The organism is Pseudohalocynthiibacter sp. F2068, from assembly GCF_023015645.1.
GTDB classification, from domain to species: domain Bacteria; phylum Pseudomonadota; class Alphaproteobacteria; order Rhodobacterales; family Rhodobacteraceae; genus Pseudohalocynthiibacter; species Pseudohalocynthiibacter aestuariivivens.
Genome location: NZ_JALKAK010000007.1, coordinates 43623 through 59811 on the forward strand (window position 1 = coordinate 43623; position 16189 = coordinate 59811).

The 16189-nt window shown below is 53.8% G+C and carries 16 protein-coding genes and 1 riboswitch; of the genes, 10 read left to right on the top strand and 6 right to left on the bottom strand.

Going from position 1 to position 16189, the window contains the following annotated elements; genetic code table 11:
• Nucleotides 1-11 precede the first annotated feature (11 nt).
• The 3 genes from MWU63_RS09830 to MWU63_RS09840 form a co-directional block, all read right to left on the bottom strand.
• Nucleotides 12-1106: a sirohydrochlorin chelatase gene (locus MWU63_RS09830; RefSeq protein ID WP_247077737.1), complete on the bottom strand. Its 1095-nt coding sequence runs from the start codon at nt 1104-1106 to the stop codon at nt 12-14.
• 1 nt (nt 1107) lies between these two features.
• Nucleotides 1108-1338 (bottom strand): DUF6732 family protein, encoded by a 231-nt coding sequence (locus MWU63_RS09835; RefSeq protein WP_213887140.1) that lies wholly within the window; start codon nt 1336-1338, stop codon nt 1108-1110.
• A gap of 220 nt (nt 1339-1558) precedes the next feature.
• Complete coding sequence (locus MWU63_RS09840) at nt 1559-2188, bottom strand: class I SAM-dependent methyltransferase (RefSeq protein WP_213887139.1); 630 nt, start codon at nt 2186-2188, stop codon at nt 1559-1561.
• Between the two features lie 145 nt (nt 2189-2333).
• Between MWU63_RS09840 and MWU63_RS09845 the strand changes: the two genes are divergently transcribed.
• From MWU63_RS09845 to MWU63_RS09870, 6 genes are all read left to right on the top strand, one after another.
• The gene (locus tag MWU63_RS09845; RefSeq protein ID WP_213887138.1) at nt 2334-3308 is read left to right on the top strand and encodes a glutathione S-transferase family protein; all 975 of its coding nucleotides are present in this window, start codon (nt 2334-2336) and stop codon (nt 3306-3308) included.
• A gap of 140 nt (nt 3309-3448) precedes the next feature.
• The gene (locus MWU63_RS09850) at nt 3449-3817 is read left to right on the top strand and encodes a DUF1636 domain-containing protein (RefSeq protein ID WP_213887137.1); all 369 of its coding nucleotides are present in this window, start codon (nt 3449-3451) and stop codon (nt 3815-3817) included.
• Nucleotides 3814-4758 carry a threonine-phosphate decarboxylase gene (locus MWU63_RS09855; RefSeq protein ID WP_213887136.1) on the top strand — a complete coding sequence of 315 codons (945 nt, stop codon included), beginning with the start codon at nt 3814-3816 and terminating at the stop codon, nt 4756-4758. The genes MWU63_RS09850 and MWU63_RS09855 overlap by 4 nt, the downstream gene beginning before the upstream one ends.
• Entirely contained in the window at nt 4755-5669 is a 915-nt protein-coding gene (gene cbiB, locus MWU63_RS09860; protein ID WP_213887135.1) for an adenosylcobinamide-phosphate synthase CbiB, read from the top strand. The genes MWU63_RS09855 and cbiB overlap by 4 nt, the downstream gene beginning before the upstream one ends.
• A gap of 59 nt (nt 5670-5728) precedes the next feature.
• A complete protein-coding gene (locus MWU63_RS09865) occupies nt 5729-6907 on the top strand; it encodes a lytic murein transglycosylase (protein WP_213887134.1) in 1179 nt (392 codons plus the stop codon).
• Between the two features lie 24 nt (nt 6908-6931).
• Entirely contained in the window at nt 6932-7762 is an 831-nt protein-coding gene (locus MWU63_RS09870; protein WP_247077740.1) for a hypothetical protein, read from the top strand.
• A gap of 209 nt (nt 7763-7971) precedes the next feature.
• Here MWU63_RS09870 and MWU63_RS09875 read toward each other — a convergent pair whose 3' ends face one another.
• A complete protein-coding gene (locus MWU63_RS09875) occupies nt 7972-9360 on the bottom strand; it encodes an aminotransferase class III-fold pyridoxal phosphate-dependent enzyme (RefSeq protein ID WP_213887132.1) in 1389 nt (462 codons plus the stop codon).
• A gap of 192 nt (nt 9361-9552) precedes the next feature.
• Nucleotides 9553-13008: a chromosome segregation protein SMC gene (gene smc, locus MWU63_RS09880; protein ID WP_247077742.1), complete on the bottom strand. Its 3456-nt coding sequence runs from the start codon at nt 13006-13008 to the stop codon at nt 9553-9555.
• Between the two features lie 204 nt (nt 13009-13212).
• Nucleotides 13213-13430, top strand: a riboswitch (cobalamin riboswitch).
• Between the two features lie 36 nt (nt 13431-13466).
• On the opposite strand from smc, the gene MWU63_RS09885 reads away from it, so the two are divergent.
• The 4 genes from MWU63_RS09885 to MWU63_RS09900 are packed head-to-tail and all read left to right on the top strand — an operon-like array spanning nt 13467 to nt 15927.
• On the top strand, nt 13467-13637 hold the full coding sequence (locus MWU63_RS09885) for a CbtB domain-containing protein (RefSeq protein ID WP_213887130.1): 171 nt from the start codon (nt 13467-13469) through the stop codon (nt 13635-13637).
• 3 nt (nt 13638-13640) lie between these two features.
• Complete coding sequence (locus MWU63_RS09890) at nt 13641-14363, top strand: CbtA family protein (protein WP_247077744.1); 723 nt, start codon at nt 13641-13643, stop codon at nt 14361-14363.
• A 56-nt stretch (nt 14364-14419) separates the two neighbouring features.
• Nucleotides 14420-15469, top strand: a complete 1050-nt coding sequence (gene cobW, locus MWU63_RS09895; RefSeq protein WP_213887128.1) for a cobalamin biosynthesis protein CobW — start codon at nt 14420-14422, stop codon at nt 15467-15469.
• Nucleotides 15466-15927 carry a GNAT family N-acetyltransferase gene (locus MWU63_RS09900; RefSeq protein WP_213887127.1) on the top strand — a complete coding sequence of 154 codons (462 nt, stop codon included), beginning with the start codon at nt 15466-15468 and terminating at the stop codon, nt 15925-15927. Before cobW ends, MWU63_RS09900 begins: the two co-directional genes overlap by 4 nt.
• An 11-nt stretch (nt 15928-15938) precedes the next feature.
• On the opposite strand, the gene MWU63_RS09905 is transcribed toward MWU63_RS09900, so the two are convergent.
• A complete protein-coding gene (locus MWU63_RS09905) occupies nt 15939-16118 on the bottom strand; it encodes a hypothetical protein (RefSeq protein ID WP_213887126.1) in 180 nt (59 codons plus the stop codon).
• Nucleotides 16119-16189: the final 71 nt, after the last annotated feature.

Sequence of the window (16189 nt, forward strand, 5' to 3'; positions counted from 1 at the left end):
TTTTGAAAACGCTATCCTTTGGTGCGCGCGCTTTCCGGGCCATGCGGGTGTTTTGCGTGTGGGTAAACTGCATGCTGATGATCATGATGGTGGTGGTGGTGGCCGTCCTCGTGCACATGGTCATGATCGTGATGATGGTGGTGATGCTCCATCTCCAACCTACATTCCCCGGTACAAAAAGTGTCGCACAATTTACAATCTGCCACGTTTGAGCCGGGCGCGTTCGCACCTTGCCCTTCAACATGGTGATGATGGCTTTCCTGAACTGCGCCAACTTCAGCTTCAAAGCCCAATACCTGCGTTCTATATTTGCAGGTACCGCATGTAGGCGGCACAACGTCACCCAATTGCTCTGTGACCCGTTCCGCAAAGGTCGCAAGCACATCGGGATGGTCATTCAGATAGCCTGCCTTGACGAACTCAATGTCCGGATGCGCGGCTGCGACCTTGTCGGTGAACCCATAAATCCGGTCGATCAGAATGCCGGTAAAAAGAAAATACGGAAATACGACGACGCGCTTGTATCCAAGCTTTACGACGTGGTTCAGGCAAGGCTCAACCAGCGGAAAGGTAACGCCGGAATAGCCAACTTCGCACCAGCCAAACCCCATGCCTTCCTGCAACATGCGTGCGATCTTTGAAACATTTCCGTTTGCATCCGGGTCACTTGCACCGCGCCCGATCACAACCAAACAAGTTTCCTCAAGGGGGACATCGCCCTGCGTATCATTGGCTGAGTCCACCGCTTCCTGAATGCGCGCGCCTGCGGCAGCGATCATTTTTGGATCAACGCCCAGTTCGCGCCCGTAGGTCAGATCAACGCCGTGTTTCTTCGCATAGGTGTTCAACACTGTAGGAATGTCATTCTTGGCGTGCATCGCGGCAAACAGCATTCCGGGTACTGCCAGAATACGGTCGCATCCTTTTTCGCGCAGACGATCAAGCCCGTCGCGAATAACTGGATTAGCGAACTCCAGATAGCCATAGTCGGTTTCCCAGCCCTCTGGCAGCAGTGCTGGCAGCTTTTCTGCAAGAACGGCAAACTCATCAACCGCCGCGTGGCTGCGCGAACCATGGCCGCAAATCATCACACCAATTTTGGACATTTCAGGCTTCCTGTAATTCTTCGGCCTCGGCCTCGTCTTCAGCTTCTTCATTGTCTTTTGTTTTTGTCTGATCCTTGCCTTTCAGCTTAGCCCAGAGCCCCAAAGCAATCGCCAACCCGATAGCAGCGGCACCAAGCCAATGATCATGACCCAGCGCTTCCGCCATGTGGCCCGGATGCGCCAATGCAGGCGCTGCGGGAAGAATTGCAACAGTGGTCAGTAAAGATTTCATTACATGCGTCCTTTTCTCAATCCTCCCGGACAGGCCAAAGCGGCAGACACGCATGTCTCCGACGATGCTGCTTGTGATTCCCAGCTTGGGTCAATCACGCACAGCCAACCTCTCTGGCCCAACGGGCTTCGTCTGAAATTTGTATACGTTGGGGATCAGACCTTCGCAAACGGATTCGCGGCGCACAGGCGGATAAAACCGACAAGCACATCTAAACGAACTAAAGAGCCCGATACACGAAAACTCTGGTCAGCAGATCTTCTTCGCCATTCGTGTACGGGCAAAATGCTTCTGATTTTTCAACAAATTCCCACGTGCCCGCAGCATCAATTGCATCCATTACGTCAGGAAAACCCTGCTCGACCCAGGTATTTTCAACCACATTGAATATGAATGGCGATCCCGGTTTTGTCAGACGCAACAATTCAAAAAGAGAGCTCGGCGGCGCATGTCCAACCCCAAATGATCCAACACAGATCACCCCGGAAAAAATATTGTCAGCAAAGCTCAGTTCTTCACCAAGAACTTGGCGTTTTACGGCTTCATAAGCCCCCGTCCTGAGCGCTTCTGCCAACATAGCCTCAGAGATGTCGATGCCTGTGATCTGATCGTATCCCAGGATTTGAAGACACGACCCAACCTGACCTGTACCCGCGCCTGCGTCCAAAATTGGACCTGAACCCAAAGGTATATGGCGTGCTGCGAACCCGGCAGCAATCCCTGGCAAACGAAACCCTTTCGCAGCCGTATCGGCGTCATAATCCGAGGCCCACTTATCATACAACCCCTCCGCCCCGCCGGATTTCGCCGTATCGTATACGTCGCTTATAATGTCTTTTTCGTCAGCCATATCATCCCCTGAGCAATGTTCGAGTGTGCGTAGCTTCGCAAATATCAAGCTCATGTGCAAAGACGCAGGTGTCTTGCGCTAAAGTACAGGTTTTCCAGCCGTTCACTGACCCTTACCTTCAGCGCAACAAAGGAACGGAGACCCAATGGGACAGCTCGTAGAAGGCAAATGGCAGGATGTCTGGTATGACACCAAATCGACTGGTGGAAAATTTGTGCGCTCTAATGCAGGGTTTCGCAATTGGATCACGCCGGATGGCACGCCCGGACCATCAGGTGACGGCGGATTTCCAGCTGAAAGTGGCCGTTACCACCTCTATGTCTCTTACGCCTGCCCCTGGGCGCATCGGACCCTGATTTTCAGAGCTCTGAAAGGCTTGAGCGATCACATCAGTGTTTCAGCAGTACATCCCGATATGCTGTCTGACGGCTGGACGTTTGAAGCGGATTCCCACGGAGCGACTGGTGATGCGCTCTATGGTCTGCCTTTCTTGCGTGATATTTACACCAAAGCTATGCCGGATGTGTCCGGCCGTGTAACAGTGCCTGTTCTTTGGGATAAACAACAGCAAACCATCGTCTCTAATGAATCTTCTGAAATCATCAGAATGTTCAATTCTGCCTTTGATGGCTTGACTGGAAACACAGACGACTATTGGCCGATTAATCAACGAGAGGCGATTGAAAATATAAACGCCCGGATCTACGGCGAAATTAACAACGGCGTTTACAAAGCGGGGTTTGCGACCTCTCAGGCGGCTTATGACTCTGCAGTCAGCACTCTTTTCGACGCGCTCGACTGGTTAGAAGAACATCTTTCGAATAACCGCTACCTGCTCGGGAAATCATTGACCGAGGCGGACTGGCGTTTGTTCACAACCTTGGTGCGCTTTGATCCGGTCTATCATTTGCATTTCAAATGCAATCGCAGACGGATCATCGATTATCCGAATATCTGGGGCTACACGCGTGAACTGTTCCAGCACCCCGGTGTTGCCGAAACTGTGAACTTTGAACATATCGTGCGCCACTATCATTACAGCCACGATACCATCAATCCAAACCGGATCATCCCGATCAATCCGATCCTTGATTTTCGCACGCCACACGGTAGGGGTTAGCAAGAAATTTGCAGAAGCATTCTATGTGACCATGTCGCCTCGAGACACGCCGTCGTGTACTTTTATCCTTCAGCTTGGCCTTGCACTTGCGAGCCGAATCCGATTGATGAAACCGGAACACTGAGCGCGCGAGGCTTACTATGACGACCTGGATTACAATCTGTGATACGTGCAAACGTGAAGATTGGGATGCCGCCAGCGGCGATCTGACAGATGGCGAGGTTCTGGCCGAACTCATCGAGAACCGTGCGGATGGTGATGTGAAAACACGTCGCGTGTCTTGTCTTATGGGATGCACTCGAAGCTGTAACGTCGCAATTCAAGGTGCTGGTAAGCTCAATTACACGTTGGGTGAATTCACACCAAACGACACGTCCGCCGACGCGATTGTCGAATACGCGCGACTGCACGCCGAAAGCGAAACAGGACAAGTGCCTTATCGTCAATGGCCTCAGGGTGTGAAAGGCCATTTCATCACCCGCCACCCCCCACTGCCTGACGATGAATGACCGAGACCCGAGATCACGGCGGCGGCCTTGATGCCGCAATCGCGCGTTATGGCGGCACCCGCGCCGAATGGCTGGATTTGTCGACAGGGATTAACCCTGTACCGTACCCGATACCCGACTTACCTGCAGACGCCTGGACGGCTCTGCCAGACCGCACGGCGGCTGGTTCCCTGATCGCGGCCGCCCGGAAACTCTGGAATGTACCGGGCAAAGCAGATGTTCTGCCTACCCATGGGGCATCTGCCGCTATTGCGCGCATCCCGTCTTTCGCGACGGCGGGAACTGTTGCCATACCGGGGCCGACTTACAACGAACACGCGGCGGCGTTTCGTTCGTTTGGCTGGCGTGTTTCGGACACAGTTGACCAAACCTCAGATGCAACCGTCGTGGTGCACCCAAACAACCCGGATGGGCGATGGTGGAACGAGTCTGATCTAAACGCACCACTTACAGTTATAGACGAAAGCTTTTGTGACATCGCGCCCAGACGAAGTCTGATCCACCTCGCCGAAAACCCCGGAACACTTGTGTTGAAAAGCTTTGGTAAATTTTGGGGACTCGCTGGCTTGCGTCTGGGGTTCGTTATTGGCGACCCTGACCATGTTGCTCGTTTGAGAGACGGGCTTGGCCCCTGGTCCGTTTCCGGCCCGGCCCTTTCCATAGGTGCAAAAGCTTTGGACGATACTGAATGGGCAGCCAATGCCCGTGATCGTTTGAACGCAGACGCAGCGCGGCTCGACAGCATGATGATGGCCAAGGGTGCCGATTTACTTGGCGGGACTCCGCTGTTTCGTCTCTACAACGTTGACGGCGCGGCACAATGGCAAGATCATCTTGCAAAGAGTTTTGTTTTGACACGGGTTTTCCCCTATAGCCGCACATGGTTGCGCCTTGGGTTGCCCGCACCCGACCGCTGGTCACAATTAGAGGCCGCCTTATGAATACCGCCCTAATCCTCGCCCTGGCGCTTTGCCTTGATGCGGCATTTGGCGAACCTCGATGGCTTTGGTCTAAGTTTCCGCATCCTGCAGTTTTGATGGGGCGTGTCATCGGCTGGGCGGACAAGCGTTTTAACGCAGGTGCCGCGAGAAAACGGAACGGAACACTGTTTTGCATTGGGCTTAGCGTAGGTGCCTTTTCTATCGGAGCATTTCTCGCGGATTTCTTCCTTGGCGACCTTGTTTCGCTTCTGTTGGCAGCAACCCTGCTCGCGCAGAAAAGCCTCGCGCAGCATGTGCAGGCCGTTGGCGACGCATTGCGCCTTTCGCTAGGTGATGGCCGCCGCGCTGTGGCGCAGATTGTGGGGCGTGATACCGCAGAGATGGACGAAACGGCAGTTACCCGTGGTGCGATTGAAAGCGCCGCAGAAAACTTTTCTGACGGTGTCGTCGCGCCTGCGTTCTGGTTTCTCGTCGCAGGTTTGCCCGGCCTATTGGTTTACAAAGTTATCAACACTGCAGATTCTATGATCGGGTACAGGAACGAACGTTACGAGGATTTTGGCTGGGCCTCTGCGCGCCTTGATGATCTGCTGAACTGGATTCCCGCACGCCTGACTGCGGTACTTATTGCGGCAACCTATCTGCGTCCTGACGCTTGGCATACCATCCGGCGCGATGCCGGGCTACACCGGTCGCCAAATGCTGGCTGGCCCGAAGCAGCGATGGCGGTCGTTTTGAACGTCTCACTTTCTGGTCCACGCAGTTACGATGGCGAGATCCGCGACTTCCCTTATGTTTACCCAGAGGGTCGAAGAACCGCCGGACCTACGGATATTGACGCAGCAACGTCCGCCCTTTGGCGGGTCTGGGTGGGTTTATTAGGTTTGGTGCTCCTGATTGCACTGTTTTGATACAGTTGCCTTGGGCAAAATACCTGCCTAACCTCAACGCATCAAATTTGGAGTTTTTTATGCGTTTGTCTGTTTTTGCTGCTGCCCTTTTCTTATCACTACCATCCGTTGCGCTCGCTTCTGTTCCTTGCGGAGGAAGCTTCGGCAGTTTCATTTCCAATATGAAGACCGAAGCTGTGTCACGCGGCCATTCACGCGCGAATGTTGATCGCTTCTTTTCAAATGCGCGGCGCGATCCTGCCGTGATCCGAGCGGACAACGCACAGGGGGTCTTCAAAAAAACCTTTATTGATTTTTCTCGCGCCGTGATCAGCCAGAACCGTATGACCAACGGTCGCCGAAACGCCGAACGGTATGACACCGTCTTTGACCGGGTCGAACGTGAATATGGTGTTTCGCGTGGGGTGTTACTGGCGTTCTGGGCGCTGGAAACAGACTATGGCGCGGTGCAGGGCGATTTTAACACCCTGAATTCCTTGCTGACCTTATCGCATGATTGCCGCCGCCCCGATCTGTTTCGCCCGCAGGTCTTTGCCGCGCTGGAGTTATACGAGCGTGATGATTTTGACCCTGTGAATACAAAAGGTGCCTGGGCCGGCGAAATTGGCATGGTCCAGATGCTGCCCAAAGACATTCTGGAAAACGGTGTTGATGGCGACGGTGATGGACGTGTGAGTCTTAAAACCTCGCCTGCTGACGCGCTGTTGTCAGGTGCACGCATGCTGCGCGGCCTTGGCTGGCGCGCGAATGAGCCTTGGCTGCAGGAAATCACCGTACCATCCAATCTCGACTGGTCACAAACGGGGTTGAACCATGAGCGTTCAGTTCGCGAATGGGCGCGCATGGGTGTTGCGGCACGCAGTGGAGGGTTAGGTTCAGCGAACCTCAACGCATCCGTGCTGCTCCCTATGGGGCGTAACGGGCCAGCTTTCCTCGCCTATCCAAATTTCAGCGTCTATTTCGAATGGAACAAGAGCTTTGTCTATGTGACAACAGCCGCCTATTTCGCAACACGGCTTGAAGGCGCGCCGGTCTATGATGCGCGCACCCCAAGCCCCGCACTTTCCGATGCGCAGATGCGTAACCTGCAAAGCAAGCTCGCAGCGCGTGGCCGTGACGTTGGCGCGATAGACGGAATTTTGGGTGCAAAAACCCGGGCCGCGGTGCAAGCTGAACAAGTGAGACTTGGCCTGCCGGCCGACGCATGGCCGACGACAGAGTTGTTAAACCGTCTTTGACAATCGTACAAAAAGGTCTTTGAGATGCGAGACTTGCTGAGGATGCTCAAGGTCACTGCAATCCATGCATCCGGCCCCGATTATGACAAAGATGATGCTTCCATCTACACCTCAGATGGAACGCCCGACGATGATTTTATTTCCCAAGATGACGTTGGTGATGAATTTTTATGGTTTGGCTGGCTTCAACAACAAGAAGGCCTCGTCACACCACTGGGCTGGAAGCTAAAAGCCCACGATAACCTGATAGCAGAATGGAGGGGAGATCAGTTTTGGATCAACCTAAATGATGAGCAGCATCGCTTTCCTCTTAGCTGTGACGCACATAAAACCTACATCACCATTTCGTCCATCGCGTATCTTCTTAGGGAAAGATATGACTTCTGGCTTGTGAAGTATCTTATGGGTGCTGATACGCACGCCTTATTGATAACGACCAAAACGGAAACTGAAGAGCTTGCTTCAAACCATTCCCGTGCAATGTCCAGGTGGTTCATACCCCTCCAACTAGGGCATGACTACTTTAGCGGCATTGATGTTCCCTATCTCGATCACGAGAACCATAATCCGCTGTTTGAGAAACAACGTGACGCGATTGCACCGGTAATCGTAAAAATTCACGAAGAAATCGCAAACAAAGGTGCCCGGGTGCGCGAAGTGCACAAACAGAGAGAACTCTGGTTAAATGAGCTGCTCCATGATGTGAAAGCGCCAAATGTCAGCGTGGAAGAAATTTCCAGGATGAGCGCGGAACTTGGGCAAAAAATCACCCAGACTGACAAGGAATACGCAGACATTTTTGCCCGGTTGCGTGAAGAGATCGCACAAATTATCGAAAACTCAGAGAGAAGATAAACTCGCTCTAAGTCCAAGCCAGATACTGGTGATGAAATTCGATTGGAGTTTTCGGGCTTGCTAGGCCGAAGAACGATTTTTTTAAATCGACTCTGATTGTGAGATTTTGATAGTACCGCAAGTTCCACACAAAAACCAACTCAATACAGATACGTCCCATCAGAATCGGCGCCCCGAAAGGCGCCGTTCTTGTAACTCTTTAAACCAGCTTAAGCTTTAGCAAAAACCGTTGTCAGGGCGTTGTCGATTGCCTGTGTGATCTCATCAATATCGTCCTTTGTCGCGATCAGCGCCGGGCTGAGGCACAGGGTATTATTCAACCCGTTCAGTGACCTGTTGGTCATACCAATGATCACACCCTGTTGCATACAATTGGCAACGACAGCAGCAGCCATAGATTCATGCACAGGCTCGCGTGTGTCGCGATCTGCAACCAGTTCGGCACCACAGAACAGGCCCTTGCCGCGAACCTGGCCAATTGCTGTGTGCTTGCCTTCCAACTCACCAAGACGGCCCATCAGGTATTCACCCATGTTGTTGACATTGTCGAGCAAGTTTTCGTCCTCGATAATCCGCATGTTTTCGATAGCGGCAGCTGGGCCGGCGGTACACCCGCCGAAGGTAGAGATATCGCGGAAATAGCTCATGTGATCATCTGGTGTGTCCTTGAACATTTCGAACACTTTTTCTGTCGTCACGGTACAGGCGATTGCTGCGTAACCAGAAGCTACACCTTTTGCCATCGTCACAAAGTCAGGCTTGATGCCGTAGTGCTGATAGCCAAACCACTTGCCGGTCCGGCCAACACCGCAGACAACTTCGTCGATATGAAGAAGGATATTGTATTGTTCGCAGATCTCCTGAACACGCTCCCAATAACCTTCGGGTGGCGTGATGACGCCGCCGCCAGCAGTGACCGGCTCAAGCACAATAGCACCAACAGTGTCCGGGCCTTCGCGCAAGATAACCTCTTCAATCGCGTTGGCTGCACGGATACCATAATCTGATACCTCGCCCCATTGACTGCGATACTCGAGGCAATGTGGAACTTCGACAAAACCGGGCGTGAACGGGCCGTATTGCGCCGCGCGCTCTGGCTGACCACACGAGCTTAGCGCGGTGATGGTTGTGCCGTGATAGTCGCGGTCACGAAACAGGATTTTGTGCTTTTTGCCACCGTATTTATTGTGGCTGATCTGACGAACCATTTTGTAGACTTTTTCGTTCGCTTCAGAACCAGAGTTAGCATAGTAAACGCGGGTCATGCCCGGCATTTTGTCGATCAAAGCCTTGGCAAATGTCGACCCGGGGATAGACCCGGCAGAGCCAGCAAAATAGTTCAGTTTGATCAACTGGTCGCGCACCGCATTTGCGATGCTTTCGCGTCCGTAACCAACGTTAACGGTCCAGACACCGCCGGACACCGCATCAAGGTGTTCTTTACCTGTTGCATCCCAAACGCGCATCCCCTTGCCCTCGACGATGATTGTCGGGTCAACGGTTTCGTATTTTTTGTGCTGGCTCAGGTGATGCCAGATATGGGCACGATCATTTTCGATCACATCCGAGAGGTCATTGGCGTGGGGCATATTGTCCATTTGACGTATCCATAGATGAGGCCAATCCAAGTTCAGGATCGGGAATGTTTGACGGAATTCAGACGCAAATCGTTCGCGAATCTCAGGCAAGAGAGGCGCATGGTCTGATCATAGTCCATTATCAGCAGCAAACTGGACCAATTTCATCATCCAGACAAATAATAATATAAGTCCAGATTGAACGCTAGATGACTAAGCAACCAGCGTTTCCGCCTTCTTCAAATCGACGCTTACAAGCTGACTAACACCTTGTTCTGACATGGTAACTCCGAACAATCTGTCCATACGCGCCATTGTAACAGCATGGTGCGTAATAATCAGAAATCGCGTATCCGTACGCCGAGTCATTTCATCCAGCAAATCGCAAAACCGCGTAACATTCGCGTCATCCAGCGGGGCGTCCACCTCGTCCAGAACACAAATAGGTGCTGGATTCGCCAGGAACACCGCGAAGATCAACGCCAGTGCTGTCAGTGTTTGCTCGCCGCCAGACAAGAGCGACAAGGTGCTTAATTTTTTGCCCGGGGGCTGGCACATAATTTCTAGCCCGGCTTCCAGCGGGTCATCGGATTCAACCAAAACAAGCTTCGCCTCACCGCCCCCGAACAGGTGCTTGAACAGCATCGAGAAGTTACTGTTCACCTGCTCAAAAGCCGTCAAAAGACGTTCGCGGCCTTCACGGTTAAGGTTCGCGATGCCAGAGCGTAGTGCTTTGATTGCCTCTTCAAGGTCAATCTTTTCCGTCAGCAAGGTGTCATGTTCTTCCTGAATTTCTTTGGCGTCTTCTTCGGCACGCAAATTGACCGCGCCCAAGGCATCACGTTGGCGCTTCAAACGGTTAACATCCGCTTCGATTGCCTCCGAAGAGGTTATTTTGTCCGGGTCAGTACCCAGAGCTTCCAAGAGCTGCCCCGGCGTTGTCTCTTGCTCCTCCGCAATGCGTTCTTCTGCGTAAGACACGGTTTCACGTGCGGCCTCGGCGCGGGCTTCAGCGCGGGCCCGCATCTCTCTGGCCTCGCTTGCCGCGCGCTCTGATTCACGTTCCGCTTCGACCGCTGCGCGCAATGCGTTTTCTCCTTCGGCCAATGTGTCAGTGGCATCTTTGCGGCGTTGTTCCGCTACATCAATTGCATCGGTCAGTTCAGACCGCTTTGCCGCAATCTCCTGTGGCGCTTCAGAAGCCGCTTTCAACTCCACCTCGGACTCGGCACGGCGGGTTTCAAGTTCGCCAATGCGTTTCTCGGCGGTTTGCAACCGGTGCCGCCAGCCGCTGACCTCTTTCGTGATTTCCTGGCTGCGCTTCACGCGTGCTTCGCCTTCGCGGCGCAGTTCATCTTGCTCTGATCGCCTTGCCATCATCGTCATACGCGCGGCCTCAACAGTCATTTTGACGTCTTCAACTTCTGCGCGGGCGGTTTCCAGATCACCCAATTCTGTAACGGCCTTTTCGGCCTCACCCACAGATTTGCGTGCGATCATCGCTTCTTCTTCATAACGCGTGACTGCGAGGCCTAACGATTCAAGCTTGCCCTGGGAAATGCTTTGGTCTGCTTCGGCGCGCGAAAGGGCGCGGTTTGCTTCTGTCACTGCGCGATCAGCATCGCGGCGGGCTTCACGAGCCTGCTGGTCAGCGTGTGTCAGCGCGACGAGTTCTTGTGTCAAATGCTCATGCGCACGGCTTGCCCCCTCTGCACGCGCGCTTACTTCTTCCAGATCGCGTTTCAATTCGACCAAACGATTGAGCTGTTGCAGGCGCAATGCGGCAGCACTTGGGGCATCTTCTGCACCGGCACGAAACCCATCCCAGCGCCAGAGGTCCCCCTCAATGCTGACCAATCGTTGACCTGGTTTCAGTTCGCCCTGAAGACGTCGGCCATCCGCCGCATCAACAAGCCCGACCTGCCCCATCCGACGCGCAAGAACCTCGGGAACGCTAACATGGTTGGTCAGCGCTTTCACGCCCTCGGGTAAGGTCTGTGCCTGATTGTAGGCAGGTAAAACCGCCCACCCTGACGCGGCCTCTGGCCCAACTTCTGGTGCACGCAGATCATCCGCCAGTGATGCGCCCAGTGCCTTTTCATAACCCGACTCAACCCGCATAGAATCAAGCACCTGCCCGCCTTCGGCTGTATCCCGTTCAACAAGCTTGGCCAGTGCAGAAACCTCTGCCCGAAGAGCGTTGGCCTCACCTTCGGCCTCGGACCGTTCTGCCCTTGCATCCGCTTCACGCGCCTGCGCCTCAGACCGGGCGTCGTCTGCGTTTACCAGCGCCAGTTCTGCAGCTTCAGAGGCGTCGGCAGCCTGTTTCTGCGCGGTTTCGGCACGGGCATAATCTTGTGTCGCTGCAGCCAGCGCAGTTTTTGCACCGGATACGGCTCCTCGAGCGCGTTCTGCCTCATTTTCGTTTTTGGTCAGCGTTGTTTTATAATCTTCCAGCAAGCGATGCGCGGACTGATGTCGTGCTGCGAGTCGCGCCACATCTTCGGTCATTTGGCCAAGCGCACCTTCGCGTTCCTGCAAAATCCTTGCTGCATTGCTTGCCTCATCAGTGGCGGCCACAAGTCTCGCTTCGTGCCCTTCACCTGATTTTGCAAGTTGAGCTTGTTCCCAGTCGAGACGCTCTATTGTTTCGCCCGCATCTTTGTTGAGACCGGTCTCACGCTCTATATCATGCGTAAGTTGTTCAATTCTTGCTTTAAGGGTTTCAATGGTTTGTAAAGCGCGCGCTTCCTGATCGCTGAGTGTATCGCGCTGAACCTGAAGTCGCTGCAAAACAGCGGCGGCAATTGCCTCTTCTTCGCGCAACGGAGGCAGTGTTTCCTCTGCCGAAGCACGGGTCTTTGCCGCTTGCCTCGCTGCCCCTTCTGCCTGTGCGGCTGCCTTGGTGCGTTCAGTCAGATCTTCGTCGGCCCGCAAGCGTTGATCTTCGGCTTCTTTCCACCGACGATACAAAAGCAATCCTTCTGCGTTCCGCAGTTCGTCACCGATGGTGCGATAGCGCGCTGCTTGCCGTGCCTGCCTTGCGAGCTGTGCAAGCTGGGTGGCGAGTTGCTCAATCACATCGTCAACACGCACCAGATTCGCTTCCGCTCCATTTAGCTTGAGCTCCGCCTCGTGTCGCCGTTGATAGAGGCCTGATATACCTGCAGCTTCTTCAAGAATTCGGCGTCGCGACTTAGGCTTTGCGTTGATCAGTTCAGAAATCATACCCTGCCGAACGAGCGCGGGTGAGTGCGCGCCGGTAGATGCATCAGCAAACAGCATCTGCACATCACGTGCCCTGACGTCCTTGGCGTTCGCCTTATAGGCTGAGCCTGCATCGCGTGTAATCCGGCGTACAATTTCCAGGGTATCAAGATCATTAAAGCCCGCGGGTGCCAGACGATCACTGTTATCGATTTGCAGCAACACTTCAGCAAAGTTGCGCGCCGGTCGTGTGGCGGCCCCGGCAAAGATCACATCTTCCATGCCGCCGCCCCGCATGGCGGTTGGCCGATTTTCCCCCATGACCCAACGCAACGCTTCCAATAGATTAGACTTGCCACAACCGTTCGGCCCGACAACACCTGTCAGCCCGTCGGCGATCACCAGATCGGTCGGGTCAACAAAACTTTTAAATCCGTTCAGTCTGAGCTTTGAAAAACGCAAAAGGGGCTATTACCTGTGATTCTCGTTATTCGTTAATCTTTCGGCTGCAATGCCGCGCTGTCAACGCTCAACCCCATCATCTAGGCAGATAGCGCTACTTATCCACAAGATATCGCGGCTTTTCGCGCATTGGGTTCAAAATAACGTGCCGCAATTTTCACATTGCGCGTCGGAATCGCACTTGACCGAAAGCCCGGAAAAGACGCACATGGTGACATGCATGGTTCCCCACCGGACGCAAAGCGTCTGGGGATCAATTGGGAATGTGGTATGGGCGACCCAATCCGGGACCCGAAGCCACAGCCGCCCCCGCGACTGTATGCGGTAGCGCGCGTCATATGCCACTGGGATTTTTCTCGGGAAGGCGACGTAAGCGTGATCATCCGCAAGCCAGGAGACCAGCCAGGCATGGAACTGAAATCTTTCTGTCGGGTGTGACAGATACAGGAGAACGAACTATGACAACCATGACCCAAACCGCTGCAAAAGCTGACACTGGCCTTCTGCCAATCGTTTCTACAGCTCTTGCTGGTGTGTTCCTGATTTTCTTTGCAGGTTTTGCGCAGGCTACCGTGTTTCACGACACCGCCCATGACACGCGCCACGCAATCGCGTTTCCCTGCCACTAAACTATGACGCTAAAATTGCTTTCCAGCGCGGTGTTCGCTGGATTTGCAGCAGGGCTGATCGCCGTCCTGCTGCAATTTTGGCTTGTCACACCTCTTCTTCTTGAAGGCGAGGAATATGAGACTGGCGCCAAAACACATTTTGAGGGTGTTTTGGTTGTGGTTGAAGATTCCGAAGGCAATATTGTTGCGCCCGAAGAAGAGGCAGCCGAAGTAGCTGAGGAAGAAGAAAACCTGATGGCGCGCCATGCCACCACATTCTTTATGAACATGGTCGTCTTCTCAGGGTTTGGTTTGATTTTGGTGGCTGGCTTTGCGCTTGCCGCTCAGTTTGGACATCAAGTCACATTTCACAGCGGAATGGTCTGGGGACTTGCCGGGTTTATCGCCGTTCAGCTTGCCCCGGCAGCGGGGCTTTATCCTGAATTGCCGGGCACACCCGCAGACAATGTTGTTCTGCGTCAGTATTGGTGGATGACCACAGTTGTGACAACGATTACGGGCATCGCCTTTGTCGTCTTTGGCCGTGGGCTGGTTTACATCGTGATCGGCGCTGCTTTGCTTGCTGCCCCGCATATCATCGGTGCGCCGCACCTTCCGTATTACGCGGGTGTTGCCCCACCCGAACTCTCGGCATTGTTTGTGTCGCGCACGTTGTTCGTTATGATGATTGCCTGGGTTGTTCTAGGTGGCGTCGCCGGGTATTTCTGGCATCGCCAAACCGACTAAAAACATCGGCGGCACATCCTGTGCCGCCGTTTCGAATTTTTACAGGAGCTGCCCCAATGGCTGGCAAAATTCCCGCAACCGTCGTGACAGGTTTTCTTGGCGCTGGCAAAACCACATTGATCCGCCACATGCTGCAAAACGCAGAAGGAAAGCGCATTGCACTTATAATCAATGAATTTGGCGATCTTGGTGTTGATGGTGACATCCTGCGCGGCTGTGGTGATGAAACCTGTTCCGAAGATGACATCATGGAACTATCAAACGGTTGCATCTGCTGCACCGTGGCCGAAGATTTCATCCCGACGATGGAAAAACTGCTCGCCCGCGAAAATGCGCCTGATCACATCGTGATTGAGACCTCCGGTTTGGCACTGCCCCAGCCTTTGGTCCGCGCTTTTAACTGGCCTGAAATTTCGACGCGTGTGACAGTTGATGGCGTTGTGACTGTGGTTGATGGCAAGGCCGTGAGTGAGGGGCGTTTCGCGCATAATGTTGCCGCTGTCGATGCCCAGCGCAAGCTGGATGAAAACCTGGATCATGAAACGCCGCTTTCTGAACTGTTTGAAGATCAGATTGCCTGCGCCGATATGATTGTGGTCAACAAATCAGATCTGCTTGGTGCCGACGAAGCGGATGCTTTGGTTTCCAAACTGCGCAGCGAGTCCCGTGCAGGTGTTCAGGTGGTAAAATCCACCATGGGTGAGTTGCCTGTCGATGTCCTGCTTGGTCAAGGCATCGGTGCTGAGGCTGATCTGGAATCGCGTCACGAAGTACACCATCACCATCATGACCACGACGACGAGGATCATGACGACCATGATCATGACGAGTTTGAGAGCTTTGTCGTAACCCGAGAGGAAATCGCCGATCCCGCACGATTTGCAGAGCAGGTCGCACAGGTGATCCGGGACCATGACATTTTGCGGCTCAAGGGTTTCGCAGCCGTCAGCGGAAAACCGATGCGCCTTACATTGCAGGCTGTAGGCCCCCGCATCGACACCTATTTCGATCAACCTTTCGGCAACCAAACCCGTGAAACACGGCTTGTGGTCATTGGTCAGTCTGGCCTTGATCGCGGCGCTATCAAAGCTGCATTGGTTGCATGAGCAGCGAGGCGACCACGGTCGAGTTGGGTAATCCGCGCGACGCGGCAGCCACTGCTTTGCTTCAGGCGAGCCACGCGCTGATGCAATCGCTTTTCCCGGCGGAGTCGAACCACTATCTGTCGGTTGATGCTCTGTGCACAGATGACATCCGGTTCTTCGTTGCCAAGGTTGACGGTTCTGTTCTTGGCTGCGGTGCGCTGGCTCTAAGGGATGGCTATGGAGAAGTAAAATCCATGTTTGTCGACCCCGCTGCGCGCGGCTCCGGTCTGGGTATCAGGCTTTTGAAGCGGATTGAAGAGGAAGCCCACAAAGAAGACCTTCCACTGTTAAGGCTTGAAACGGGGGGAAAGCTGCATTCTGCGCATAAAATGTACGAAGGGTTTGGCTTTATCCGCCGCGGTCCTTTCGGGGATTACCCGGATGATCCGAACAGCCTGTTTATGGAAAAACCGCTGTGAAAATTTTAACTTTAAGTATCAGCACCGTCCTGAGCCTGCTTTTTTCCAGCGGCAGACTTTGCAGGTTTAGTTGCGGGCTTCTTGGCTTTCGCGCCGCCAAATGGATTGTTACGCCCACCTGGCGCGTTTGCATCCTGAAAGCGCGGGCCTTTTTTATTGAAGGCGCTGTTCTTCTGGTTCGAATAGGCCATTGCCTGACACTCCTGATCCGCCGTGCATCGCGAACAAGTGCAGCACTGCTGACAACTATGCAAGCGAAAGA